This is a genomic window from Micromonospora sp. NPDC047644, assembly GCF_040704315.1.
Classification (GTDB): domain Bacteria; phylum Actinomycetota; class Actinomycetes; order Mycobacteriales; family Micromonosporaceae; genus Micromonospora.
This window is the reverse complement of the sequence record NZ_JBEYSY010000005.1, coordinates 25,338-50,762: the sequence shown is the minus strand read 5'-3', so window position 1 is coordinate 50,762 and position 25,425 is coordinate 25,338. Positions and strand designations below refer to the sequence as shown.

General features: G+C 68.7%; 23 protein-coding genes. 13 read left to right on the top strand and 10 right to left on the bottom strand.

The window, feature by feature from the left end; translation table 11 throughout:
• Window positions 1-60: 60 nt before the first annotated feature.
• Window positions 61-2,433 (bottom strand): bifunctional diguanylate cyclase/phosphodiesterase, encoded by a 2,373-nt coding sequence (locus AB0877_RS09725; protein ID WP_366608186.1) that lies wholly within the window; start codon window positions 2,431-2,433, stop codon window positions 61-63.
• Between the two features lie 111 nt (window positions 2,434-2,544).
• On the opposite strand from AB0877_RS09725, the gene ilvD reads away from it, so the two are divergent.
• Window positions 2,545-4,392: a dihydroxy-acid dehydratase gene (gene ilvD / locus AB0877_RS09720; RefSeq protein ID WP_366608185.1), complete on the top strand. Its 1,848-nt coding sequence runs from the start codon at window positions 2,545-2,547 to the stop codon at window positions 4,390-4,392.
• 129 nt (window positions 4,393-4,521) lie between these two features.
• Here the strand turns inward: ilvD and AB0877_RS09715 are convergent, their stop codons facing one another.
• Genes AB0877_RS09715 through AB0877_RS09705 form a run of 3 tightly spaced genes read right to left on the bottom strand, consistent with a single transcriptional unit; the run spans window position 4,522 to window position 7,081 of the window.
• Window positions 4,522-6,543: a hypothetical protein gene (locus tag AB0877_RS09715; RefSeq protein ID WP_366608184.1), complete on the bottom strand. Its 2,022-nt coding sequence runs from the start codon at window positions 6,541-6,543 to the stop codon at window positions 4,522-4,524.
• On the bottom strand, window positions 6,540-6,791 hold the full coding sequence (locus AB0877_RS09710; protein WP_366608183.1) for a hypothetical protein: 252 nt from the start codon (window positions 6,789-6,791) through the stop codon (window positions 6,540-6,542). The genes AB0877_RS09715 and AB0877_RS09710 overlap by 4 nt, the downstream gene beginning before the upstream one ends.
• On the bottom strand, window positions 6,788-7,081 hold the full coding sequence (locus AB0877_RS09705; protein WP_366608182.1) for a DivIVA domain-containing protein: 294 nt from the start codon (window positions 7,079-7,081) through the stop codon (window positions 6,788-6,790). Before AB0877_RS09705 ends, AB0877_RS09710 begins: the two co-directional genes overlap by 4 nt.
• 206 nt (window positions 7,082-7,287) lie before the next feature.
• Here AB0877_RS09705 and AB0877_RS09700 point away from each other — a divergent pair, with 206 nt between their 5' ends.
• The 6 genes from AB0877_RS09700 to AB0877_RS09675 all read left to right on the top strand — a co-directional run bounded on the left by AB0877_RS09700 (window position 7,288) and on the right by AB0877_RS09675 (window position 10,147).
• On the top strand, window positions 7,288-8,169 hold the full coding sequence (locus tag AB0877_RS09700) for a helix-turn-helix transcriptional regulator (RefSeq protein WP_366608181.1): 882 nt from the start codon (window positions 7,288-7,290) through the stop codon (window positions 8,167-8,169).
• Window positions 8,162-8,356 (top strand): DUF397 domain-containing protein, encoded by a 195-nt coding sequence (locus AB0877_RS09695; protein WP_366608180.1) that lies wholly within the window; start codon window positions 8,162-8,164, stop codon window positions 8,354-8,356. Before AB0877_RS09700 ends, AB0877_RS09695 begins: the two co-directional genes overlap by 8 nt.
• Before the next feature lie 88 nt (window positions 8,357-8,444).
• A complete protein-coding gene (locus AB0877_RS09690; RefSeq protein WP_366608179.1) occupies window positions 8,445-8,705 on the top strand; it encodes a hypothetical protein in 261 nt (86 codons plus the stop codon).
• On the top strand, window positions 8,702-9,412 hold the full coding sequence (locus AB0877_RS09685; RefSeq protein WP_366608178.1) for a hypothetical protein: 711 nt from the start codon (window positions 8,702-8,704) through the stop codon (window positions 9,410-9,412). Before AB0877_RS09690 ends, AB0877_RS09685 begins: the two co-directional genes overlap by 4 nt.
• On the top strand, window positions 9,360-9,791 hold the full coding sequence (locus tag AB0877_RS09680) for a hypothetical protein (protein ID WP_366608177.1): 432 nt from the start codon (window positions 9,360-9,362) through the stop codon (window positions 9,789-9,791). Before AB0877_RS09685 ends, AB0877_RS09680 begins: the two co-directional genes overlap by 53 nt.
• Before the next feature lie 92 nt (window positions 9,792-9,883).
• The gene (locus tag AB0877_RS09675; RefSeq protein ID WP_366608176.1) at window positions 9,884-10,147 is read left to right on the top strand and encodes a hypothetical protein; all 264 of its coding nucleotides are present in this window, start codon (window positions 9,884-9,886) and stop codon (window positions 10,145-10,147) included.
• A gap of 25 nt (window positions 10,148-10,172) precedes the next feature.
• Here the strand turns inward: AB0877_RS09675 and AB0877_RS09670 are convergent, their stop codons facing one another.
• The 6 genes from AB0877_RS09670 to AB0877_RS09645 form a co-directional block, all read right to left on the bottom strand.
• The gene (locus AB0877_RS09670) at window positions 10,173-13,097 is read right to left on the bottom strand and encodes a type I restriction endonuclease subunit R (RefSeq protein WP_366608175.1); all 2,925 of its coding nucleotides are present in this window, start codon (window positions 13,095-13,097) and stop codon (window positions 10,173-10,175) included.
• Window positions 13,094-14,278 carry a restriction endonuclease subunit S gene (locus tag AB0877_RS09665; RefSeq protein ID WP_366608174.1) on the bottom strand — a complete coding sequence of 395 codons (1,185 nt, stop codon included), beginning with the start codon at window positions 14,276-14,278 and terminating at the stop codon, window positions 13,094-13,096. The genes AB0877_RS09670 and AB0877_RS09665 overlap by 4 nt, the downstream gene beginning before the upstream one ends.
• A complete protein-coding gene (locus AB0877_RS09660) occupies window positions 14,275-15,768 on the bottom strand; it encodes a class I SAM-dependent DNA methyltransferase (RefSeq protein ID WP_366608173.1) in 1,494 nt (497 codons plus the stop codon). The genes AB0877_RS09665 and AB0877_RS09660 overlap by 4 nt, the downstream gene beginning before the upstream one ends.
• A complete protein-coding gene (locus tag AB0877_RS09655) occupies window positions 15,765-17,324 on the bottom strand; it encodes a class I SAM-dependent DNA methyltransferase (RefSeq protein WP_366608172.1) in 1,560 nt (519 codons plus the stop codon). The genes AB0877_RS09660 and AB0877_RS09655 overlap by 4 nt, the downstream gene beginning before the upstream one ends.
• A 416-nt stretch (window positions 17,325-17,740) precedes the next feature.
• Entirely contained in the window at window positions 17,741-18,568 is an 828-nt protein-coding gene (locus AB0877_RS09650; RefSeq protein WP_366608171.1) for a DUF3152 domain-containing protein, read from the bottom strand.
• Window positions 18,569-18,732: 164 nt separating this feature from the next.
• On the bottom strand, window positions 18,733-19,923 hold the full coding sequence (locus tag AB0877_RS09645; RefSeq protein WP_366608170.1) for an ROK family transcriptional regulator: 1,191 nt from the start codon (window positions 19,921-19,923) through the stop codon (window positions 18,733-18,735).
• Between the two features lie 163 nt (window positions 19,924-20,086).
• On the opposite strand from AB0877_RS09645, the gene AB0877_RS09640 reads away from it, so the two are divergent.
• From AB0877_RS09640 to AB0877_RS09615, 6 genes are read left to right on the top strand one after another with little or no spacing between them, the layout of a single operon-like run.
• Window positions 20,087-20,815, top strand: coding sequence for an amino acid ABC transporter ATP-binding protein (locus AB0877_RS09640; RefSeq protein WP_366608169.1), 729 nt, complete (start codon window positions 20,087-20,089; stop codon window positions 20,813-20,815).
• 19 nt (window positions 20,816-20,834) lie between these two features.
• Window positions 20,835-21,809 (top strand): glutamate ABC transporter substrate-binding protein, encoded by a 975-nt coding sequence (locus AB0877_RS09635; protein ID WP_366608168.1) that lies wholly within the window; start codon window positions 20,835-20,837, stop codon window positions 21,807-21,809.
• A gap of 16 nt (window positions 21,810-21,825) precedes the next feature.
• Window positions 21,826-22,470, top strand: coding sequence for an amino acid ABC transporter permease (locus AB0877_RS09630; RefSeq protein WP_357710966.1), 645 nt, complete (start codon window positions 21,826-21,828; stop codon window positions 22,468-22,470).
• Window positions 22,467-23,336 (top strand): amino acid ABC transporter permease, encoded by an 870-nt coding sequence (locus AB0877_RS09625; RefSeq protein ID WP_366608167.1) that lies wholly within the window; start codon window positions 22,467-22,469, stop codon window positions 23,334-23,336. Before AB0877_RS09630 ends, AB0877_RS09625 begins: the two co-directional genes overlap by 4 nt.
• Window positions 23,333-24,394, top strand: coding sequence for an asparaginase (locus AB0877_RS09620; protein WP_366608166.1), 1,062 nt, complete (start codon window positions 23,333-23,335; stop codon window positions 24,392-24,394). The genes AB0877_RS09625 and AB0877_RS09620 overlap by 4 nt, the downstream gene beginning before the upstream one ends.
• Window positions 24,391-25,134 (top strand): copper homeostasis protein CutC, encoded by a 744-nt coding sequence (locus tag AB0877_RS09615; RefSeq protein ID WP_366608165.1) that lies wholly within the window; start codon window positions 24,391-24,393, stop codon window positions 25,132-25,134. Before AB0877_RS09620 ends, AB0877_RS09615 begins: the two co-directional genes overlap by 4 nt.
• Window positions 25,135-25,425 lie beyond the last annotated feature (291 nt).

Below are 25,425 nucleotides of genomic sequence, written 5' to 3'. Positions count from 1 at the left end.
CTCGGTGAGGGAGAGTGCGCTCAGGTAAGTACTCGCAGCGACCGGTACGACGACATGCGGCTAAGCCTGACGCATCTCACGCGATGAGTCAACTGATCCCACATGTTGGTTAACGGAGGTCGGCGCGTCGGCCGGCGACGCGCCATCGGCGGGCGGGGTGAGCTGCCCGGACATGCCCGGAGGACGGCGTTGCGCTGGCACCGGGGCGGGACGCGCACCCGGTGACGTGGCCGCCTCCAGCATCGCCTCCAGATGCTCGGCCGGCACCCCCCAGCCGAAGAGCGCACCCTGACCGAAGCGGCAACCGGCCGCCACCACCGCGGCCAACTCGGTCGGGGTGGTCACCCCCTCGGCGATCACCTCCAGCCCCAACTGGTGACCCAGGCGCATGACGATGTCGACCATCGGGGCGAACGCCGGGCCGTCCTGACCGACCGGGCGGACCGGCTCGTGCTCGGCGACCAGGCTGTGGTCGATCTTGAGGATGTCGATCGGCAACCGGCGCAGCTGCCCCAGCGACGAGTAGCCGGCCCCGAAGTCGTCGAGCGCGATCCGGACACCGGTCAACCGCAGCGCGGTCAGCCGCCGGATCAGCTCGTCCAGGTCGGTGGCGACCGCGTGCTCGGTGACCTCCAGCACCAGCCGCTGCGGCGGCACGTGGTGGGCGCGCAGCGCCTCGGCGACCTGGACCACGTACTCCGGGGCGTGCAGCTCGCGCGGGGAGACGTTGACCGACACCCAGACGTCGTGCCCGTCCGCCAGCCACCGGGAGAGCTGGTAGCAGGCCTGATGCAGCACCCAGGCACCGAGAGGGGCGATCATGCCGCACTCCTCGGCCAGCGGGATGAACTCGTCCGGACGCACGTTGCCCAGCTCGGGATGGTGCCAGCGGAGCAGCGCCTCGGCGCCGACCGGCCGCACCGACGGCAGGGACGCCACCGGCTGGAACGCCAACCGCAGCTCGTCGCGGTCGATCGCGCCGCGCAGCTCGTGCTCCACCGTCGTACGCCGGCGCAGCAGTTGGTCGTACGCGGCGTCGTACCGCTCGATCCGGTTCTTGCCACGCTGCTTGGCGTAGCGCAACGCCAGGTCGGCGTGGCGCAGCAGCAGCTCCACGTCCGGCTCGTCGGCCCAGTCGGCCACCCCGATGCTCACCGACAGGAAGACCGGCCCCTCCGGCTGGTCGTAGGGGCGGTTGATCACCCCGAGGAGCCGCTCGGCGACCCGGTCCGCCTCGACCGGCCGGCCCTGCATGAGGACGGCGAACTCGTCGCCACCCAGCCGGGCGGCCACGTCGCCGGGGCGAAGGTTGCCGCGCAGCCGCCGGCCCACCTCGGCGAGCACGGCGTCGCCCACGTCGTGGCCTCGCATGTCGTTGACGTTCTTGAAGCCGTCCAGGTCCAGGCCGAGCAGCACACACGGGTTGTGGTCGGCGGCGTTGCGGTGCAGCGCCCGGAGCAGCCCGCGCCGGTTGGCCAACGACGTCAGCGGATCGGTGTGCGCCAGCTCACGGAAGTGCGCTTCCCGCTCGGCCAGGCGGCTCGCGTACCCCCGGACGTCGCGAAGGGTGAGGTACTGCCGTGCCACCAGGGCGAAGCCCTCCACGCTGCCGGCCACGATGCCCGCCGCGGTGAACCGGCCGTCCTGGGCGAGGTGGTACATGGCCGAGGCGGCCATCGCCAGCATCGGGGCGATCGCGTACTCGCCGTCGCTACCGACCAGGTCCAGATCGACCTGCCCCGGCCGGTCGGCCCGGTGGACGGTGAGCGCCACCGTCAGCAGGCCGGCGGCGAGCACCACCGCACCGGTCAGCGCCATCGTCGGCCCGGCCTGGCAGAGCCCGGCGCTCAGACCCAACCCGCCGCAGGTCACCGCGCTGATGCCGACGCCCAGCGCGGCGAGCCGTCGACGTGGGGTGGCGGCCCGGAAGACGACGATCACGACGAGCCCGGCGCTGAGCGCGGCGCTCACGGTGGCCACCAGGATCGCCGGGCAGGCCATCGGGGTGGCGGCACCGAGCAACCGGGTGGGCTCGGAGAAGAGCACCCAACCGACGAACCACAGCGCCGCCGCCATGACCAGACCGTCCAGGGCGAGCCGGGTCGTTCCGGCCGCGGTGGCGGCCACCCCGGGCAACCGGAGCAGACCAGCAGCGAAGGCCAGCCCGCTCACCGCCGTGCCGATCGCCACCATCGTCGCCCAACCGGTGCGCTGCCCCTGCTCGTGGGCCCAGTGGTCGTTCGCGCTGAGCGCGGCGGCCATCCCGGCCAGGAGGCTGAGCAGGGCAACTCCGGCGGCCGCCGCGAGCAGCACATGTGCCGGTCGACGCGGCACCGCCCGCCGCCGGGCGACGACGGTCAGCAGCACGACGGCCACCGTGGCGACGAGCCCGCTGAGCGCCGCGACAGCGACCATGCCCGGTGGAAAATGCACGCCTCCAAGAGTGCCGGATGGGCGCACGTCATGGGGGGCTGAGTGTGCATCTGTTGGGACACGGCAGACACGGGGGTGGGCCGGCGCGTCGACGGTGTCATGCTGGTATGCATGCCTGAGCTGCGGTCGAGGACTTCCACACACGGTCGGACGATGGCCGGCGCCCGGGCCCTCTGGCGGGCCACCGGGATGACCGACGACGATTTCGGCAAGCCGATCGTCGCCATCGCCAACAGTTTCACCCAGTTCGTGCCTGGTCACGTACACCTCAAGGACATGGGTGGCCTGGTCGCCGACGCGGTCGCCGAGGCCGGTGGGGTGGGCCGGGAGTTCAACACCATCGCCGTCGACGACGGCATCGCCATGGGCCACGGCGGCATGCTCTACTCGCTGCCCAGCCGTGAGCTGATCGCCGACGCGGTCGAATACATGGTCAACGCGCACTGCGCGGACGCCCTGGTCTGCATCTCCAACTGCGACAAGATCACTCCCGGGATGCTGCTGGCCGCGTTGCGGCTCAACATCCCGACCGTCTTCGTCTCCGGCGGCCCGATGGAGGCCGGCAAGACGATGGCGATCGAGGGCGTCGTGCACAGCAAGATCGACCTGATCGACGCGATGATCGCCTCCTCCAACGAGGCGGTCACCGACGAGCAGCTCGGTGAGATCGAACGCTCCGCCTGCCCGACCTGCGGTTCCTGCTCCGGCATGTTCACCGCCAACTCGATGAACTGCCTCACCGAGGCGATCGGCTTGGCGCTGCCCGGCAACGGTTCGACGCTTGCCACCCACGCCGCCCGCCGGTCACTGTTCGTCGAGGCCGGCCGGACCGTCGTGGAGATCTCCAAGCGGTGGTACGAGAGCGACGACGACTCGGTGCTGCCGCGTACCGTCGCCTCCAAGGCCGCCTTCGAGAACGCCGTCGCCCTGGACGTGGCGATGGGCGGCTCCACCAACACGGTGCTGCACCTGCTGGCTGCCGCCCGCGAGGCGGAGATGGACTTCGGCGTGACCGACATCGACGCGATCTCCCGCCGGGTGCCGTGCCTGGCCAAGGTCGCACCGAACTCGCCGAACTACCACATGGAGGACGTGCACCGGGCCGGTGGCATCCCGGCGATCCTCGGCGAACTCGACCGGGCCGGGCAGCTCAACCGGAACGTGCACGCCGTGCACTCCCCCTCGCTGGCGCAGTGGTTGACCGACTGGGACGTGCGCGGCGGCTCCCCCACCCCGACGGCTGTCGAGCTGTTCCACGCCGCGCCGGGCGGGGTGCGTACCGTCGAACCGTTCTCCACCACCAACCGGTGGTCCTCGCTGGACACCGACGCGGCCGGCGGCTGCATCCGGGACCGCGAGCACGCCTACTCCGCCGACGGCGGGCTGGCCATCCTGCACGGCAACCTGGCACCCGAGGGCAGCGTGGTGAAGACCGCCGGCGTGCCCGACGACTGCCTGACCTTCCGCGGCCCGGCGAAGGTCTACGAGTCGCAGGACGACGCGGTGACCGCGATCCTCGCCAAGCAGGTGGTCGCCGGGGACGTCGTGGTGATCCGGTACGAGGGGCCCAAGGGCGGCCCCGGCATGCAGGAGATGCTCTACCCCACCTCGTTCCTCAAGGGCCGCGGGCTCGGCCGCTCCTGTGCGCTGCTCACCGACGGCCGTTTCTCCGGTGGCACCTCGGGGCTCTCCATCGGGCACGTCTCACCCGAGGCGGCCTCCGGCGGGCTGATCGCCCTGGTCCGCGACGGCGACGAGGTCGTCATCGACATCCCGGCCCGCTCGATCGAGCTGAACGTGCCCGCCGAGGAGCTGGAGGCTCGCCGGGTGGCCGAGGAGAAGCGCGACAAGCCGTACACCCCGACCGATCGGCAGCGGCCGGTGTCGGCGGCGCTTCGCGCGTACGCCTCGATGGCCACCTCGGCCAGCGACGGCGCCTACCGCCGCGTCCCGGAGTAACCACCCGCCCGCACCGCCGCGCCGCCACTGCGACAAGATCAACACGAGTTCTGCGATATTGGGGTGTCCCGTCGACCGGGACACCCCGATTTCTGCAATCTCGTGTCGATCACCGCTGCATGGCAACCCTCAGGTCAACCGAAGGTCGCGCAGATCGGGACCTTCGGCGAGGAGGCGTAGGCCCTCGTCGTCGTGGCGGTGGACGGTGCAGCCGGCGCGGGTGAAGCGAACGCTGACCACGTGTCCGGCGTGCCGGGCCGCCAGGCGCACCAGGTCCTGCTCGGGGTCGACGACGTCACGCGCCCCCGAGCAGGGCACCGGAATGGACGCCCTCGGCTCGGTTGGGGCGGCCCCGGCGACGGCGTCGGGCAGGCACTCGACGCACCAGGAGAGCGCGGCGGCAAGACTCGGTCGGTAGGGGAAGTCGTCGGGACGGACAGGCGCATCGATCGGCTTCACCTCGACCGACCAGCGCAACCCGTCGGCCAGCAGTGGGTCTGCGGCGTTGTGCCGCAGGTCGCACAAGGCCACCACGAGAGCCAGGTCAAGGCCGAGGGCGAGCCGCAGCAACTCGGCCAGCGGTGGCGCGTCGGGAGGCGTCGCCACCACGATCAGACGGCCGGCCGCCGTGCCCCGGCCTGCGCTGTGGACGTGCTCCCCGACCGGGTCGGCCCCGGCCCAGGGCAGGATTACGTAACCGTCGCGGAGGTCTTTGCCGATCTGCTGCCCGCCGTCGGCGTCGGCCAGGTCGTCGGGCCGCGCACCGAGCACGGCCGCCCAGGAGCCGAGCCGGTAACGGTCGGGAAGCTGGACGACGGGTCTGCCGCCCGGTTGGGTGGCGACCAGCGGAGCCACTTCGGGCGTACCGGCCTGCCAGGCCAGGTGCACCACCCGGTGCCGCAGGTCGGTGACAGTGACCGACACGGTCTGATGCAGGCGCTGGGTGTCCCCACAGGTGAAGCAGTGCAGCGCGGACGGGCGCAGGCCGGCGCCGCAGCAGTGCGGGCAGTCGGGGTCGGCCGCGCGACCGCCGAGCCGGCAGTCGCAGGCGCGTAGTCGGCTGTGTGGTCGGCAGTCCGGGCAGGGGCGCCAACCGACGGGTTCACCCAGCCAGGGCGGGTCGGGCGGTTCGTAGCCGCGGCTCACCGGCACCCGCACCCGGCGGACGACCTGGCCGGTGGGCTGCTCCGCGAGGGTTTCCACCGGCTCGCCAGCGCGCAGTGTCGTGTGCCACCAGCGGCCGTCGCGCCACACTGCCTGCGCGCCGGGCAACTCGCCGCCGGCCAGGTCGACGCAGTCAGCGAGGACGCGCCGTTCGAGTTGGTCGACGTCCACGGCCGGGGCGGCGGGCGGGCGCGGCGAGTCGGGGCGCAGCAGCCGGGCAGGAGCGACCAGGCCGCGCTCGGCGAGGCCGCTGAGCGCCTTGGCCACGTCGGTGCAGGCCAACACCTCCGGCAGGTCCCGGCACCAGCCGGGCGACCCGAGCGGCACCGGGGAGCCGGGCACCTCGTACCGAATGGCCCAGCAGAACCCCGCATCCTGCCGACGGGCCTCGACGACCAGGTCGAGCAGCAGCAGGTCGGCCAGCGCGCACAGCCGGGCCAGTCGTGCGGCCGGGTCAACGGTCGGCGGGGCGGTGGCTCGGCCCAGCACCAGCCGCCAGGGGGCGTGATCGGCCCGCAGGATGGCGTGAGCCTCCAGCTCGTGTCGAAGCGCTGCGGGCAGGTCGGGTCGCCACTGCCGGTCCAACCACAGCGAAGGCACGTCGGCCTCGTCCAAGACCGCGCCGACGGTGGCGGCGAGTTCGCGTACCCGGGAAGAGAGGTCGACCACCCAGTGGCCCGCCGGGTCGGGTTGGGGGTCGAGGCCACCGGGCACGACCTGGTGGGACGCGACCGCGCCGGTGTCCAGGTTGGCGACGGTGACCACGAGCTGCGCCCGCCGCCGGCCGCGCCGGCCGCAGCGATAACAGGGGTACGCGACGGTGCCCCCGCCGCGACACTGCTCGCAGCTCCGGTACGCCTCCCGGCGCGGCCGGAGCACGTCGGCGTCGGCGAGGAACCGGTCGCCGTAGGTGGTGCACCGGCACGGTTCCAGCGTGAAGGTCATGCCGTCGCAGTCCGGGCAGACGACGACGGGCACGGTGGTCACCGACACCACCGGGCCGCGCAGTCACCGTCGTGTTCCACCCGCCGCACGCACCGCCGGCCACCGTCGAGTGGCAGGTCGCAGAACACCCGATGGCGTACGCCCTGGGCGTCCTCGGCGGACACGGTGGTCTCACCGGCGTCCACCTCGGACAGGAAGCTCAAGGAGCGGGCCAGGGTGCCGGCGAAGTGCTGGGCCGCCGGCAGGTCGGCGGCGGTGAACGGCAGGTGCGCCACCCAGCGGGCGCTCATCGGCGGGCCACCAGGTCCTCGCGGGCCCGCCGTGACTGCCAGCACCTCAGCGCGTCCTTGATCCGCTCGGTCTCCCGCTGGCTGCTGCCCAGCGCCGCGTACACCTGGGCGAGATCGTGGGCGACGCGGTCGAGGAACTCGGCGACCTCCACGGCGTCCACGCCACGTCCGCCGCGCCGGGTGAAGGTGCGCCCGCGGACCTGCCAGGGCTTCAGGGGTACGTAGTTGGCCGCCCGGTAGGACACCGGCCGGGGTGGCTCGGCCCGGAGATGACGGAGAAACGCGCGCACGAAACAGCACCACCCTTCCTCGCATCTGATCGGCATTAGCCGGCGCGGGAATTGCGCATCCATCGCGTTGTCGGACCAATCTTGTAAGGTCGGAAGCACCATCGCAATGAATGTCCACTCACACTGTTCGGCTAGTTTTGCGCAACATTCCCCTGTTGCAGAACGGCCGTCGGGATGTTGCAAAATTCAACAGGAAGGAGGGCCGGGTGGCCGACGACATGGGCTCGACGGTGCCCCGACGCCAGCTCGGCAGGGCGCTGCGTGACCTGCGCACCGAGGCGGGAGCGACCCTTGACGCGGTCGCCGAGGCGCTGGAGTGCAGCCGCCAGAAGGTGTGGCGGATCGAGAGCGGGCTCGGCTCGGTGCGCGGCGTCGACGTGCGAGCAATGTGCGAGCTGTACGGGGCGACGGGCGAGCTGACCCGGGCACTGATCTCCCTGGCCGGCGAGACGAGAGCCAAGGGCTGGTGGCACGCGTACGGCGACGCCGTCCCGGAATGGTTCGAGCTGTACGTCGGCCTCGAATCCGCCGCGTCCCATCTGCGCTTCTTCAACGAAGCAATGGTTCCGGGTCTCCTACAACATCGGGCTTACGCACTGGGCGTCTACCAACACCGAGCGGAGGTGAGCGACGAAGAGAGGGAGTGCCTTGTGCAGGTCCGCCTGCAACGTCAAGCCCTACTGAGACGCCGCCTGCCTCCACCACCGAAGCTGGACGTGATCCTCTCCGAGGCCGCCCTACTGCGGACAGTCGGCAGCCCCGAGACGATGACGGATCAGCTCAATCACTTGCTGATGTTGGCAAACACAGCGACCAACTCGATCCGAGTCCTGCCGCTCACTGCCGGTCTGCACCGTGGCGTCGAGGCCGGATCCTTCGTGATGCTCGACTTCCCGTTGGGCAACCGGGCCCTGCCGGAGCCTTCGGTGATCTACTGCGAGTCCTGGACGGGCGCTCTCTACCTTGATCGTCCGGAGGAGTTCGCAGCCTACGAGCAGGTTTGGTCAAGCCTGGATCAGCTTGCCCTCGATGAAGGACAATCAAGGCAGCTGATCAATAAGATCATCGGGGAGGTCCATCATGGTTGATCTGACCGGCGCCCACTGGCGCAAGAGCACTCGCAGCGGCAGCAATGGCGGCGAGTGTGTTGAGTTCGCCGACAACCTGCCTGGCATCGTCGCCGTGCGCGACAGCAAGGACCCGCACGGCCCGGCCCTCACCTTCTCCCCCACCGCCTGGGCAAGCTTCATGCGCTCGACCCGCATCTCCCGCTGAAGCTTCGGTGGGTGTTTCGGGGCCTTCCTGGGACACCCACCCGCCGCGAGGGCTGCGCTCGACGACCGGGTTCGGTTAACGTGCCGCAGTGACCATCGGCGATGTCAAGGTGACGATCCGGAAAGGCGATCAAGCACTCGACAACGCTCGGATGAGCGTCGAGAAGGCCAGCGTCAAGCTCGCCGACGCAACCGCTCTGGCGATCGCAGCCCTGCACAACAGCGGACGCGGCGAGGCGAGGCAGTCCCGCAAGGCCCTCCGTGAGGCTGCCGACGAGGTCGAGTTGGTGCTTCGCCGAATTGAGGCTGCCAAGGACCATGCTGCCGCCTACCTCGCCATCATCGGATGAGCGGAAGCATCGGCGAAGTTGTCGCCCAACTGAGAAGCGCCATCGACACCCTGCACAGCGCCGCCGTTGTCGCCCGACGCGCTCAGGCTGACGCGGAACAGGCCAATACGCACTACACCCATGCAGCGCAGGGCAGCAGGCATCCCGAACTCACCGGCGCTGTGACCGAGAGCAAGACCGCTGGCGAGAAGGCCGGCAAACTCGCCCGCCTGATCACCGAGGCGGCCGACCGCGTAGCCGCCTACTCCAATGCGGTCGCTCCCGGCTCCGCCCCGACCACGCAGCCATCCGACTCAGCCACACCCTCCGGCGAGGATCTGCTCGCCGAGACCGTCGAGCGCGATTCCGCACGAAGGAACGTCGCCTCCTTCCTGAGTACGATGACCAGGAAGGTCGAGGACGTCCAGGAGAACACCCAGAAGTCGGTGGCGGCGGCCAGGGAAGCATTCACGATCATTCGGGGTCCGCAGGGCCCACCAGGGGCGCAACAAGCCGGCACGGCAACCCCGGCGGTCGGCCCTACGGTAGGGCAGCGCCTCCTCAACGAAGCACCGGATGCGGCGGGACACCTCGTCGTGGTGGGGTTGGTGGCGAGCATCGCCGTCCACCGCTCCGTTCAATCAATCCGCAAGGGAATAGCGAGGTTACGAGATCGTGAGCGTACGGACCGAGTTCAGCGACCTGATTCGCGCGATGGCACGGCGTGACTGGGGCACCGTAGACCAACTCCTGGACGGGCTGGAGGCCTCCGGATGGCACGGCGGCAACCAGGTGATCGGCGCGGCGTTCGCCATCGCGGTCAACGACCGCTTCGGCGCCGCTCACTCCCCCACCGACGTCGCTCGCTTCGTCGCCGAGACTCGCACCCAGTTTCCGGGCACGGAGTCGCTGCCCACCCTGGAGATGGAAGGCCTCGTCCGCGCGGCCCTCGGCGAGGTCGGGCTGATCGACAATCTCAGCCCCGAGACCGCCCTCCAGATGCAGATCGTATTCCTCGGCAAGCTGCTAGAGGACCGCGATCCCACCGAATCGCAGCTTGAAGAGTTCATCGCCGACGTGGAGCGCACGGCCGCCGAATACCGCTAGCCAGCGGGGCTGCGTGCCGACTTCCTGTCCGATAGTGTCCGTCCGACCACGCAAACGTGAACTCGTTAGCGCGATCGTCAGACGGAGGCGGCATGGCCAGCATTGAGGAAGTCAAGGCGGCGTTGATGCAGGCCGCAGAGCAAGGCAACTCCACGATCAGCCAGATCCGGGCCGCCGCCGACAACACTGAGCAGATGCTGGCCCGGCTGCGCGCTATTTCCGCCGGCACCGGGCACCCGACCATCGCCGAGGCCATCGCCCGCGGCGAACAGAGCAAGCAGCGCCTGGCCGAAGCCATGGCCCTGGTGCAGGGCAGTTCGGAGGCGGCACGCCGCTACATCAGCGTCCTCGGCTGAAGCGCATACCCGCTGGGCGAAGGCGTCAGTAGTACTCGCGGATGTAGCCGAGGGCACGCTCGTACACGTCATTGTCTCGGATTTTGAACTTGGTCCAGAGCGTCTTGCGGAGGGACTGCTGGACCAGACGATCACCCTCGCGCGTGTCCTGCCAGCCGGTGAAGCGCACCGCCCGGACGACCTCGTCGACCTCGTCGACTATTTTCTCGGCGATGATGGGGGTGCCGTTGCCCCTGAGTGACTGGAACAGCTCCGTCAGCGCCGCCCTGCCTTGGTCCTCGCGGGGCACCTCGGCGGCGGCCTTCTCTGCGGCCACAGTGTCGCGGGCGAGGGCGAACAGTTCCTTGAGGAAGTCCAGGCTCGCCTGCTGGGAGTGGGCGTACTTCTCCCGCAAGGCAGTGAGCCGCTTGCCGAGTTCGATGAAGACAGGATTACCAATGTGCCTGGCGATACGGGCGGTAATCCACTTTTCGACCTCGACCGGGTCGACGTCCTTCCGCCGGCCCGCCATGAGGTCTTCGATCACCTGGGCGTCCAGGACGATCATGTCGAGGTCGCTGCGGGGCACCTCGACGGTGACGTGCTCGTTGATGAGTTCCAACGTCTTGGCGCCCAGGGCGTGCCACACGAGCCGACCGGCAATGTCCGACGGCCGCACCGACTCGTACACATCGGTGAGCCACCGGTAGTCGGTGGCATGAGTCGAGAGGATCGGATCCGGGCTGAGGGTCTCCCAGAGCTGGGCGACGACGCTGAAGGCCGCCCCGAAGTGGTCCCGGGCCTCGTCACTGCTGATCGCGGTCTGCGCAGCGATGAGCCCCTCATAGCCGCCCACGGTCCGGTCGACGCCGGGAAAGAAGGCCAACGCCGCCTCGATGGCCGGGCGGAGCTGACCGCGCAGGACGTCGATGTTGCTGATGGCCTGCTGGACGCTCTTCTCGTCGAACGCGAACGCCTTGGCTACGTCATCGAAGATGCCCAGGTAGTCGACGATCAGCCCGTGCGTCTTGGTCGGGGGATAGACGCGATTGGTGCGCGTGATCGCCTGGAGGAGGTTGTGCTCCTTGAGCGGCTTGTCGAGGTACTGCGCGTACAGGATCGGGGCGTCAAAGCCGGTGAGCAGCTTGGCCGTCACAATAATGATCTTCAGTGGGTCGGCGGGATCGTTGAACCGGGCGGTGATCCGCTCCAGCTCGTCCCGGCCTGGGGTATATTCCTTCCACTTTTTCGAGTCACCGGCGCTCATCACGACGGTCGACGCGTCCGGTCCGAGGATCTTGTCGAGTTCCGCCTTGTATGCGACACAGGTCGCCTTGTCGTAGACGACCACCTGCGCCTTGAGCCCTTGGGGCTCGACCTTGGCGCGGAAGTGTTCGGCGATGTCCGCGGCAATCCTGCGGACACGCTCGTCGGCCTTGATCAGCACCTCCAGGGAGGCGGCGCGCTTCGACAGCGTGGTCTTGTCGGCCTCGGTGAGTCGGTGCTGCTCGGCCAGCTCGGCGAAGGCGGCATCGATCGCGGCCGCGTCGAGGTGGATCTCCGACAGGCGCGGCTCGAAGTGCAGCGGCAGCGTCGCCCCATCCCGGATGGAATCCTGAAACGAGTACCGCGAGAGATAGCCACCTTCATCCGCCGTGGACCCGAACCACATGAAGGTGTTGCGGTCTCGCCGGTTGATGGGCGTACCAGTCAGGCCGAAGATGAAGGCGTTCGGCAGGGCCTCGCGCATCTTGCGCCCGTAGTCACCCTCCTGGGACCGGTGGGCCTCATCGACCATGGCGATGACATTGTCGCGGTCGTCCAGCACCCCGGGCGCTTCGCCGAACTTGTGCACCGTGGTGATAATGACCTTGCGAGCGCCGGCTTTGAGGAGAGCTTGTAGCTCCTTGCGGCTGTTAGTCGAGACGAGGTTCGGCACGTCCGACGCGTTGAAGGTGCCGGTGATCTGGGTGTCCAGGTCGATCCGGTCCACCACGATGATCACGGTGGGGTTCGTCAGACCGGCAGTCGCGCGCAACTTCTGCGCGGTAAACACCATGAGCAGCGACTTGCCCGAACCTTGAAAGTGCCAGATCAGGCCCTGCTTGATCTGTCCGTGCAACACTCGCTCGACGATGAGGTTCGTCGCTTGAAGCTGCTGAAAGCGGGCAATGATCTTTATCTTGCGGTGCTTCTTGTCGGTGGCGAACACCGTGAAGAACCGCAGGAAGTCCAGCACCGCCGCCGGCGAGAGCACTCCTTCCACGGCTTCGCGCACAGTTGCCAGGCCGGCCGGTACCGGGGCGGCATCGTCGGCGTCTTCACGCCATGGTCCCCACAGGTCGACCGGCATGCCGACCGAGCCGTACCGGAAGTCCTTGCCTTCGGTGGCAAAGTTGAACACGTTCGGAACGAAGAACGCCGGGACGTTGACCTCGTAGTCCTCGTTGATCTGCGCCGCCGCGTCGATCCACGTGTACGCCGGTCGGACCGGCGACTTCGCCTCCCCGATGACCAGCGGGAAGCCGTTGCACCACAGCACCAGGTCGAAGCGGCGCTCGACCTGGCCGACTCGGTAGGTCACCTCCGTGGAGACCATCCACTGGTTGGCACTCGGCTCGGGGTTATCGAAGTCGATGAGCCGGACAGTGACGTGCTCCCCAGCCGGACCGAACGGCATCGACTTCTGCCCGGTCAGCCACGCAGCGAACTGCTCGTTCGCCACCACCGGGTTCGGCGAACGCCGAGCAGACAGGATGATCGCCCGCAGGTGGTAGATCACCTCGTCGGCCAGCCGAGGGTCGGCCTCGATAACTGGGTTCAACCGGATCAAGGCCTCCTTGACCGGCCCCTCCAGCAGCACCTCATCCTCCCGGCGCGGCAGCTCTTTGCCGGGCGCGAACTGAATGTGAGGCGACGAAACGAGGTCCCGCACGAGATCCCGCACCGTGTTTGCTTCGTTAAAAATCACGCGTCGCCTCCAAATACTTTGGCCGACAAGGCTCGACCTAAGTCGATTGCCGCCTCATGTGAGGATTTCAGCGAATTAACGGAAACCGAGATCACCTTCGATTCGGCGACAAGCCGTTCTTCAGCCGATCTATCCGCCGGTATTGGGATTCGAATCTCGCGAAGCGCGCCAATATTTAGGCCCCTGACTGCAAGCCCTGTGATTCTGCGGCGCATTTGGGCCTGCACGAAGTCAGACTCCAGCGCTAGCCGTACATACTGACGATTATGCTCCTGATCAATACTAAGCCGCGCCGTGTCCTGAGTAATATTGGCCCCGTCCAGGGAGTCCGAAACCTCAGCCAGTCGCCCAACTGTCCCGCGAATTGACAGGAGCAAGTCCCCTGCCCGGAGGGTTGACCTCCGATACTCATAGGCAAGCTCTGTACTTGTTCGCAAAAGGTTGCCCTCGTGGACCCGACCATCCGGGAAGTCCTTTACTTTGACGACGGGAACACCGCCCTCAACCCCAGAACCAGGCATAAGGATCCCGTAGGTGATAGGGCGCCCTGGCTCGATCAGCGCATCAAGCGCGAGGGCGCCGGCCGTGGCAGCAATATCGCTCATTCGAGCTTGAAGGTGTTCGGCACGAACGGCCAGGCATCGATCAATCTGGGCGCCAACTGCCTGTCGGTGACGCTCTACAGCTTGGAGAAGGTCAGCGAGACGCCTCTGCTCATCGATAGGCGGCAGGTCAAACTCGTAACGCTGCATCGGTCCCCACAGCAACCGGGGGTTCATGGAACCGGTCGCTTGAGCGGTCGCATACTCAACGAACGCCTCTGACGAGAGCAGGAACGGCAGGAATTCCTGAAGCAACCCGTTCTCGCGGATTGTGTCGAGGACGTAGGTTTTGTCAGCGACAACGCCCGAGAAGTCGGGCACCCCGACCTTGCGCAGGTAAGGCCGCGCGGACACGAAGAGCACCTGTCCCGGCTTGAACACGTACCGGAAGGTGGAGCCCATCTGGCCGTCACCCACCTGACCCCACCGCTCGATCGTTACGCCTTCACTGTCGACGTGGCCTCCAGCGACGTAACGCTCCACACCACTACTCACCGGGTCGACCTGCGTCCGCGAGCGACGGATCACGTCACCCAGCCGCACCCGCTTCCAGGTGCTCTTGTCGAGGTTGAGACTCACTGGGCTACCTCCTGGCGCAGGAGCGCCAACACATCGTCGACGGCAACATCGGCTGCTGCTGCCGCATCGCGCCAGGTAGCGATCTTGGTCCCGACGTGGTCGCTGGTGGTCGCCCCCCGTCCACCGCCCGGCGGTTTGACGTACAGCGGAATGGCCAGGTTGTAGCCGTTGTCAGCAATCTGCTCGTTGCTTGCGACGGTCGCGAAGCCTTCTTCATCCTCGAACTCTTGGTACGAATCGAGGATCCGCTGCTGGTGCCGGTCGCTCAGGAAGGACTGCGCTTGCACGCGGGAAAACTCGCGCACAGCGTTGATGAACAAGACCTTGCCGCAGCGCTCAGCGGACTTGCGGGATCGGAGGACGAGCACGACCGCCTCCATCCCCGAGTTGTAGAACAGGCCTGGCGCCAAGCCGATGGCCGCCTCGATGAGATCCGAGCGAACCATCGCTTGACGGACCGCGGCCTCAGATACCCGGGTCAGGACGCCGTGTGGCAGCAGAACCGCCGCCCGGCCCGATGCCGAATCGAGACTCTTGGCGATATGTTGCAGGAAGGCGTAGTCGGCCGCGTTCTGCGGGGGCACTCCCCACACGTTGCGGCCGTACGTGTCGCTGGTGAACGCGGCACGGTTCCACGACTTGATGGAGTACGGCGGGTTGGCGAGCACCACGTCAAAGGTGCGCAGCCGGGCACCGTCAAGGAAAGCCGGCTTGGTGAGCGTGTCGCCGTGCGCGATGTCTCCGTCGGCGATGCCGTGCAGGAAGAGGTTCATCCGGGCGATGGCCGAAGTCCCGTAGTTCAGTTCCTGCCCGTAGAGGCGCAGGTTGCGCCACTCCTTGCCCTGCCGGCGCAGCTCGGCGGCGGTGGAGATGAGCATTCCCCCGGTGCCGCAGGTCGGGTCGTAGACCGACTCCCCTGGTTCGGGCTTGAGCATCATCGTCATCAGGTGGACGAGAGTGCGGTTGGTGTAGAACTCCTGCGCGGTGTGGCCCGAGTCGTCGGCGAACTTCTTGATCAGGTACTCGTACCCTTGGCCGAGTTCGTCCTCGGGAAGGTTCGCCACCGAGAGCGTCTTGGTAGAGAAGTGCTCGACAAGTTCCTTGAGGGTCCGGTCGGGCAGCAGATTCTTGTTGCCCCAGTCGCCGTCACCGAACACCCCGGTCAGGGTGTCGGGGTTGGCCGACTCGATCGCCCGCATGGCGGCGTGGATCGCCACGCCGACGTCGCTCGCAGCCTCACGAATGTCCTGCCAATGGGCACCGTCGGGGATAGCGAAGCGGTGATTCTCCGGAAGGTCGGCTGCCTCGTCGTCACCGTAGATGATTAGCGCCGCAGCGCGTTCCTCGTCGTAGACATCGGAGAGGCGCTTGAGGAAGACAAGCGGGAAAATGTACTGCTTGTAGTCGCCGGCATCGATGAGGCCGCGCAGCACAACCGCCGCGCCCCACAGGTAGGACTCCAGTTCACGCTGGGTGATGCGTGCTTTCACGCCGCCACCTCGCTCGGGCTGAAGCCCCACTTGGCCAGTTCGGCTTCCAGCGCGGCGCGGGCCTCGCGGGCGGCGGCGTGGGCCGCTTCGAGGTCGGTCAGGGCCTGCTCCAGCGTCCGGTGTTCGCCGTCGTCGACGGGTGCGACGTACAGCGGGATGTTGAGGTTGAAGGTGTTGTTCCTGATGTCGTCGAGCGTGGCGACCGCCGCCAAACCGGGCGCGTCGGCGAACTCCTGGATGATCCGCAGCAGGGTGTCCGCGTGCTCGCGTTCGAGACTGTTCTGGTTACGGCCGCGTTTGAACAGCGTCTCACCGTTGACGAAGAGCACCTTGCCTTGGCGGTCCTCGGCCTTGCGTCGGCGCAGGATCAGCACGCACGCGGCCAAGCCGGTGCCGTAGAAGAGGTTCGGCGCGAGGCCGATCACGGCCTCCACCATGTCGGCCTTCAGCACGAACTCGCGGATGCGCCCCTCAGCGCCCTGACGGAACAGCGCGCCCTGCGGGAGCACGACAGCGACTCGACCGGTGCCGGGTGCTGCGGAAGTGATCATGTGCTGGACCCAGGCCCAGTCGGCGTACCCCTTGGGCGGCACACCCCCGAGCCGATTCCGTCCCCATTGATCGGTGCACCACGCCACCTCGCCCCAGTTCTTGAGCGAGAACGGTGGGTTCGCAATCACGCAGTCGAACTGAGTGAGGCGCGGGCCGGTGAAGAACGCCGGAGCGCGGAGGGTGTCGTCGTGGGCGATGTCGAAGTCCTCGACTCCGTGCAAGAGGAGGTTCATCTTCGCGAGGCCAGAGGTGGCGAGCACCTTCTCCTGGCCGTAGAGCTTGCCCAAGACGGTCTGCGGTCGGCCACCCTGGCGCTTCACATGCTCGATGACTTCGATCAGCATGCCGCCCGTGCCGCAAGCCGGGTCGTAGACCGTCTCGCCCTCCTGCGGGTCGAGGATGTCGACAAGCAGTCGCACCACCGATCGTGGGGTGTAGTACTCGCCGGCCTTCTTGTTGGACTGGTCCGCGAACCGCTTAATGAGGTATTCGTACGCCTGCCCGAACACATCTGGCGGGACAACCGCGTTGCTCAACGTCCGGGTCGAGAAGTGCTCGATGAGGTCGCGCAGCTTGGCGTCGGGCAGCTTGTCCTTGTTCGTCCAAGCGGCGCTGCCGAAGATGCCGTACAGCACGTCCGGGTTGACCTTCTCTATCGCCCGGAAGGCCGTCACCAGAGCCTGGCCGATGTTCTCGGTGCGGGCGCGTACGTCTTCCCAGAGGCTGCCGGTGGGGATACCGAAACGGTGGTTCTCGGCGAACGACGCGTACTCGTGGTCGCCGTCTGACTCCGCCAGCGCGCGCTGGTACTCCTCGGTATAGACGTCGCTGATCCGCTTGAAGAACATCAGCGGGAAGATGTATGCCTTGAAATCCGCCTGGTCGATGCTCCCGCGCAGCAGATCCGCCGCCCTGGCGAGATACTGCTGCAACTCCGGCAGGGTGAGCGGGATGGGGAGCGTGTCATGGGCGGCGGCGGACGCCCGTGCATAACGATCAGTCACGCGCCGGTCCGGTCATAGGTCATGCTTGGTGCTGTCTCCTCGTGCGCGGCGGTCAGGTATCCGTACCGCATCACCGTAGTCGCCACTTGCCGCACCAAAGATTCCCGGCATCAGGCGAGTTTCGTCTGGCGAGTGCCTCGGCGCGCCACCACCTGATCCCACACAGCGAGCAGCAGCAGTCAGCTACCGGACAGAACCGCCCACCAGGGGCCGAACCGGTGACGGCCGCATCTCTGTCCGACAGCCCGGCTCAACCCCGGCGGGTCCCCTTACAACTGACCGGCCAAACTCCTTGGGGTCGTGCGTGCCTCCGTCAATCACCCACCAGGGCAGGCCAGAGTGTGACGCCCTCCAGCAAGGCCCGGCATCACCGGTCGAGCGTCGATCAACGTTGCGGCCGGGGCCCGATCCAAAGATCAGGACGGGGCCCGCGGTCCGCTGACGAACTGGCCGTTGCCGACGAACGGGCTGACGTTGGGCACGCACCCGCCCAGGCCCATCGTCTGGGTCATCATGACCGGGGCCGGTTTGCCGCGACCGCCGCACTTCATGTGGGCGAAGCCGAGGAAGTGGCCGAACTCGTGATTGATCACGCCGGCGTGGTACTCGTCGATGGTGACCGGGTATCCCGGTGACCCCTGGAGCCACCGCCGCAGGTTGATCATGATGGTCTTGCCGTACTTGCAGGAGTAGACCCCCTCGGTGTCGACGCCGCTCGCGCCGCAGAGTCGGTCCACTGTCCTCGGTGTCGCGAGCCGTACGTCGACGTCGACAGTCGAGCCGCCGACCCGCTGGAACGACCAGGACGCCCGGTTCAGGTCCACCGCCGCGTTCGTGACCGGGTGCTGCGCCGACGTGGCCCACCCGTTCGGTGCGGCCAACACCTGCTCGATGCTCGCGGCGAACCGGGCCGGCTTCCAGGCGGGGATGTCACCCCAGGCGATGCCCTTCTCCACCGAGACGCTGTAGCGCACCCGCTTCTTGCCCTTGCCGATCACGCGACCGTTGCCGGTGGCGGTGGTGAAGGTGCCGGCGGCTCTGGTGGGGATCTGCCCGTCGGTCGGGATGTCCGGGGTCGGGCTGGAGGTCGGCGTGTCGTCGGGGGTCGGAGCTGAGGTTTGCGTACTCGGGCCGGAACGTGGGACCTCGGCCTGCCCGGACGCCGGTGTCGACAGGCCACAGGCGGCGGTCGCCAGCATCGCTGCCAACGAGATCGGCGCGAGCAGCCGTCCGTTGATCCGCACGTCGGAACCTCCAGGAACAGTCACGGGTGAGTGAGGAACACCGGAAGGTTATGTGACTGCCTGTAAGGAAAATGTCAGGACGATCAGTGTCAAGGCACGCACAAAAATGCGTAGATCCGAAGACGCATCACCCTGGGTGATCGGCGCGGTCGCTCTGAGCGAGGTCAGGCGGCCGCTACGACGTGGTCGATCACCAGGTGGGCGGCACCGGTGATGCCGACGTCCTGGCCGGCGGCGACCCGTTCGATGAGCAGGGTCTGGGCGGCCAGCGGGAGGCAGCGCTCGTAGAGGGTGGCCCGCATACTGGCCAGCAGCGGCTCACAGTCGGCGAGCCGACCACCGATGGCCACCACCTGCGGGTTGAAGAAGTTGACCACCACGGCCAGGATCTCGCCGACGGCGCGCCCGGCCTGCCGGGCGAGGGCGGTGGCCTGCCGGTCGCCGTCGTCGATCAGGCGGATCACACCGGTCAGGTCGGAGACCGGCACACCCTGCTCCCGGAGCGCGGTGACCAGGGCGGCGCCACTGGCCACCGCCTCCAGGCAACCGGCGTTGCCGCAGGTGCACGGTGGCGCGGGATCGGCCACCACCCGGCAGTGGCTGATGTCCCCGGCCGAGCCCTGCGCGCCCCGGTGCAACCGTCCACTGGAGATCACACCGGAGCCGATTCCGGTGCCAGCCTTGATGTAGACGGCGTGGTCCAACTCGGAATGCGCGGTGCGGTGCGCGCCGAGTGCCATCAGGTTGGCGTCGTTGTCCACGACGACCGGCACGTCGACGCGGCCGGCGCAGAACGCGGCGACGTCGAAGCCGTTCCACCCGGGCATCCGCGACGGGCTGACGATCCGCCCGGTGGAGTGCTGCACCGGGCCGGGGATCCCGATGCCGATGCCGCGCAGCGCACCTGGTGCCGAGTCGCCGGCCACCGCCCGAGCGCCGGCCGCGGGATCGCGGTCAACCAGCGAGGCGACCTCGGCGAGTAGCGCGCCGAGCACCGCTTCGGGGCCGTCCTCGATGCGGACCGGCAGGGTGCGGGCCTGGACCACCCGCCCGGAAAGATCCAGCGCGCCGACGCGGGCGTGATGCGCGCCGAGGTCGATGGCGCCGACCACCGCGCCGCCGGTGGGCACGGCGAGTTGACGGGGCCGCCGTCCACCCCGGGACCGCCCGGCACCCGCCTCCTCCAGCAGCCCCTGGCTGATCAACGCCTCGACCCGCTGGGAAACCGTCGACGGGGAGAGCCCGGAGAGGCGGGACAGGTCGGCCCGACTGACGGCCGCACCGGTGGCCACCCAGCGCAGGAGCTCCCGGGGGCCGCCGCGGAGGGCATCGCGTGGCGCGTCGTCAATCGTCACGTCAGCTTCTTAGCACCCGCAGTTTGTTCAAGCAACCGGTTGACTTAGTTTGCTAGCTACCTTTAGATGGCGCTGTTGGTTCGATATGAAGCTGACTTAGTTTTATAGTCGAAGGAAGTGAGGCCGTCTGGTGGCACCGGAGACGACGGGTGCGGACCGACCCATGGTGTCGGTACGCGGCCTGAACAAGTGGTTCGGTCCGCTGCACGTGCTCAAGGACATCGACCTCACGGTGGCCGCCGGCGAGGTGGTCGTCGTGGTGGGGCCCTCCGGCTCCGGTAAGTCGACCCTGTGCCGCTGCCTCAACCGGTTGGAGACCGTCGGACAGGGCAGCGTCGAGATCGACGGTGAGCCGCTGCCCGCCGAGGGCCGCGCGCTGGCCCGGCTTCGCGCCGATGTCGGCATGGTCTTCCAGTCCTTCAACCTCTTCGGCCACAAGACGGTGCTGGACAACATCACCCTCGGCCCCACTCGGGTCCGCCGGATCCCCCGACCCGAGGCGCGGCAGCAGGCGTTGGCCCTGCTGGAGCGCGTCGGCATCGCCGACAAGGCGGACCACCACCCGGCCCAACTCTCCGGCGGGCAGCAGCAACGGGCCGCGATCGCCCGAGCCCTGGCGATGCAACCGAAGGTGCTGCTCTTCGACGAGCCGACCTCGGCCCTCGACCCGGAAATGGTCAATGAGGTGCTCGACGTGATGGTCTCCCTCGCCGCCGAGGGGATGACCATGATCGTGGTGACCCACGAGATGGGCTTCGCCCGTCGCGCCGCCGACCGGGTGGTCTTCATGGACGACGGCCGGATCGTCGAATCCGGCGCACCCGACGACTTCTTCGCAGCTCCGCGCACCGAACGGGCCCGCGACTTCCTATCCAAGATCCTCCAGCACTAGCCCCCAACGGGAGGGTGTCATGTCAATCCTCAAGATGAGCTTCACCGGGCGGCGGTCGCTCGCCCTCACCGCCACCGCCACCGCGGTGGCGGTGGCCCTCGCCGCCACCGGCTGCGGCGGCGACAGCGGCGGCAGCGCTCCGACGCTGCCCGGCAACCCCGGTCTGGGCGGCGACGGCGTGGTCGCCCAGTCGGTGTACGACGCGGCTCCGGTGGCCACCGACGCGGACATCCCGGCCGGTTCCACGATGGAGGCGATCCGCAAGCGCGGCTACCTGAACATCGGCGGATCCCTGGACGCGCCGCTGCTCGCCCAACAGAACCCGGTCAGCGGCACCATCGAGGGCTTCGACGCCGACATGGCGAAGTTGCTGGCGAAGTACATCATCGGCAAGCCCGAGGTGAAGACGACGACCATCGGCACCCAGACCCGGGAGGCCATGCTCCAGGCCAAGTCGGTGGACGCGGTCTTCCAGACGTACACGATCACCCCGCAGCGGGCCACCCAGGTCGCCTTCGCCGGGCCCTACCTCACCTCCGGCCTCGCGGTCGGGGTCCGCAAGGACGACACCTCGATCAAGGGTGTCAAGGACCTAGCCGGCAAGACCGTGATCGTCGGGGCGAACACCCCCGCCGTCACCGCGCTGCCCACCGCCGCGCCCGGCTCGAAGCAGATCGCCTTCGGCACCGACCCGCAGGCGTTGCAGGCGCTGCTGCAGAAGCGCGGCGACGCGTACGTGCAGGACTTCACGCTGCTCGCCTCGGGCGCCAAGGCGAACCCGGGGATGAAGGTGGTGGGCGAGCCGTTCACCACCGAGGCGTACGGCATCGGCCTCAACAAGCAGGACGCGCAGTTCAAGGAGTTCGTCAACAAGTGGCTGAAGAAGATCCAGGCCGACGGCACGTGGGCGAAGGTCTGGGAAGGCACCCTCGGCTCGGTGGTGGAGGGTGGGGCGCCCACCCCGCCCGCCCTCGGTTCCGCCGACGGCTCCTGAGCAGCCTCTCGTACCGATGGAAGCCCTCACCGCCCACCTGAGCGAGCTTGGCCACGGCCTGGTCACGACGGTCGAACTGACCGTCGTGACCACCGTCGGCGCGATGCTGCTGGGCATCGTCGTGGCCACTCTGCGGATCGCCCCCGTCCCGCTGCTGCGCGCCATCGGCACCGCGTACGTGGAGGTGTTCCAGAACCTGCCGCTGCTGGCGCTCCTGGTGCTCTTCGTGTTCGCGCTGCCGACGATCGGCATCACGTTCCCGCTGTTCACCTCCGCCGCGATCGTCATCGCGGTGTACGAGGGGGCGTACCTGGCCGAGGCGATCCGAGCTGGGATCAACACGGTCGGTGTGGGCCAGGCTGAGGCAGCCCGAGCCATCGGGCTCACCTTCGGCCAGTCCCTGCGGCACGTGATCCTGCCGCAGGGACTCCGGGCGGTGATCCAGCCGATCGGCAACATCTGCATCGCGCTGCTGATGAACACCTCGCTGGCCGCCGCCGTCGGCGTGGTCGAGCTGACCCAGGCGGCCAACAACGTGAACCTGGTCGAGGCTCAACCGATCGCTGTCTTCACCGGCGCGGGCCTCGCCTACATGCTGCTGGCGCTGATCATCGGTCAGGTGACCGGCCTGCTCGAACGAAGGCTGGCGATCGTCCGATGAACAAGACGCAGCAGATCCTCTTCGACGAACCCGGCCCGCGCGCCCAACGGCGGATCCGGATCGCCACGGTGCTGGGCGCCGTCGTCCTGGCCGGTGCCCTGGTCGCGGCGGTCTACCAGTTCGCCAGCCATGGCGAGTTGGCCGCCGCCCGGTGGGAGCCGTTCACCACCTGGCCCATCTGGCGGTACCTGCTCAACGGCCTGTGGGCCACGTTGCGCGCCGCCGCCGCGACCGCCGTGCTGAGCGCCGCGCTCGGGCTGTTGCTGGCGCTCGGCCGGCTGTCGACACATCGACCGCTGCGCTGGCTGGCCGGCGCGTACGTGGAGATCTTCCGGACCGTCCCCACCCTGCTGCTGATCTACGTGACGCTGTTCGCGCTGCCGCAGTACGGGCTGAACTTCCCGCTGTTCTGGAAGCTCGTGGTGCCGCTGGTGGTCTCCAACTCGGCGGCGTTCGCGGAGATCTTCCGGTCCGGCATCCTCGCGCTGGACCGGGGGCAGACCGAGGCCGGCCTCGCGGTCGGGCTGCGCCGCGGGCAGGTGATGGCGCTGGTGGTCCTGCCGCAGGCGCTGCTCCAACTTGCCCCGTCCCTGGTCAGCCAGCTGGTCGGGCTGCTCAAGGACACCTCGCTCGGCTTCGTGGTCAGTTACACCGAGCTGCTCTACAGCGGGCAGGTGCTCTCCTCGTACACCCACCTGCTGATCCAGACGTTCCTGGTGGTGGCGCTGATCTACCTGGTGGTCAACGCCTCGCTGTCGAAGTTCGCCCGCGTACTCCAGGCCCGTAACGGCCGCTTCGGCCCACGGCGCGGCCGGCGGACCACCGAGCTGCCCCCGCCACTCCTCGAAGGGAACACCCCCCGGTGAGCATCTTCCGCTACGCCGAACTGGCCCGGGTCGTGCGCAACGGCTTCGTCGAGAGCCGGCACTACGGCAGCGTCGTGGTGCTCGCCCCGAACGGCGCTGTCGCCCTCGCCGCCGGCGTACCCGACGAGCCGGTGCTGCCCCGCTCCACCCTCAAGCCGGTGCAGGCACTGGCCTGCCGGATCGCCGCCGGCGACGAGCTGACCGGCCCGGCGCTGGCCATCGCCGCCGGCAGTCACACCGGCGACGACCGGCACGTCGAGGTGGTTCGGGCGATGCTGGCCGGGGCCGGCCTGACCGAGGACGCGCTCGGCTGCCCGGAGGACTGGCCGGAGGACGAACCGACCCGGGACCGGCTGATCCGCGCCGGCGGACAGCGCGACCGGATCCGGATGAACTGCTCCGGCAAGCACGCGGCGATGCTCGTCGCCTGCGTCGCCAGGTCCTGGAGCACCCACGACTACCTCGACCCCGACCACCCGCTCCAGCGGGAAACCGCGGCCGCCGTCGCCCGGCTGGCCGGTACGCCGGTCGCGCACCACGCGGTCGACGGCTGCGGCGCACCGCTGTTCGGCCTGTCGCTGACCGGCCTGGCCCACACCTTCCAGGCGTTGGTCACCGCGCCCGCCGGCAGCGACGAGGCGCTGGTCGCGCAGGCCATGCGCCACCACCCGGAGTACGTCGGCGGCTGGAACGGGCACCCGAACACCGACCTGATGCGGGCGCTGCCCGGCTTCCTCGCCAAGGGTGGGGCCGAAGGCGTGCTCGCGGTGGCCGCACCGGATGGCCACGCGGTGGCGGTGAAGGCGATCGACGGTTCGCCCCGAGCCACCACCGCGATCAGCCTCGCCGCCCTCGCCGCCGTGGGCGTACCGGTGGGTGGAGCCGACGCGCTGCGCCAGGTGCCGGTGCTCGGCGGCGGCGTACCCGTCGGCGCCGTCACGGCCGTCATCGACTGGACTGCGGGATCTTCTCCCACCGAGCCGGCGTCGTTCCACGCCGAAGCGGCATCGTCTCCCACCGAGCCGGTGTCGATCCGCACGAAGAAGGAAGAGTCATGAGCACATTCGAGATCTGCATCGACAGCGTCGAGGGGGCGGTCGCCGCCGAGGAGGCCGGCGCCGACCGGGTGGAGTTGTGCTCCGCGCTCTTCGACGGCGGGCTGACCCCCAGCCTGGGCACCATCGAGACGACGATGCGCGCGGTCAGCCGGATCCGGGTACACGTAATCGTCCGTCCCCGCGCCGGCGACTTCATCTACTCGCCGTTCGAGATCGAGGCCATGGAGCGGGACGTCCGAGCCGCCGTGGCGGCCGGCGCGCACGGCATCGTGATCGGCGCGTTGACCGCCGAGGGTGACGTGGACGTGCCGACCACCCGCCGGCTGATCGCCGCCGCGGGCGACGCCAGCATCACCTTCCACCGGGCGTTCGACATGACCCGTGACCCGCACGCGGCGCTGGAGCAGCTGATCGAGCTGGGCGTGCACCGGGTGCTCACCTCGGGTCAGGAGGTCAGCGTGCTGGAGGGTGCTCCGCTCATCGCCGACCTGGTGCGCCGGGCCGCCGGCCGGATCGTCGTCATGCCGGGCGGTGGCATCACCCCGCGCAACATCGCCCGGATCGTCGAGGCGACCGGCGCCGACGAGTACCACTTCGCGGCCCTGGTCAGCTCGGACAGCCCGGCCGTGCACCGCAACCCGGCACCCCTGATGGGCGGCAGCCTCAACCGGCCCGAGTACGAGCGCTCGGGCACCTCGGGCACCCTGGTCGGCCAGGTGCTCGCCGCCGCCCGCGCCTGACCCGTCACATCGCGCCCGAGGGCGTGATGATCGCACTCGAACAGGGAAGTAGTGGCCTCCCCACGGTGGGAGGCCACTACTTCATGGATCGAGCACGACCTCCGTCGCCGACGACCCCCGCGCCCCTTGCGCCCCGCCCCGCCCCGCCCCGCCCCGCGCCCCGCGCCCCTTGCGCGGCGATCTTGCACTTTCTGCGCCGACATCGCGGGCATGCCACCCATATCGACAACAGAAACTGCAAGATCGGCGCGGAGAGGGCGGGGCGGGAGGGCGCGGAGAGGGCGGGGCGGG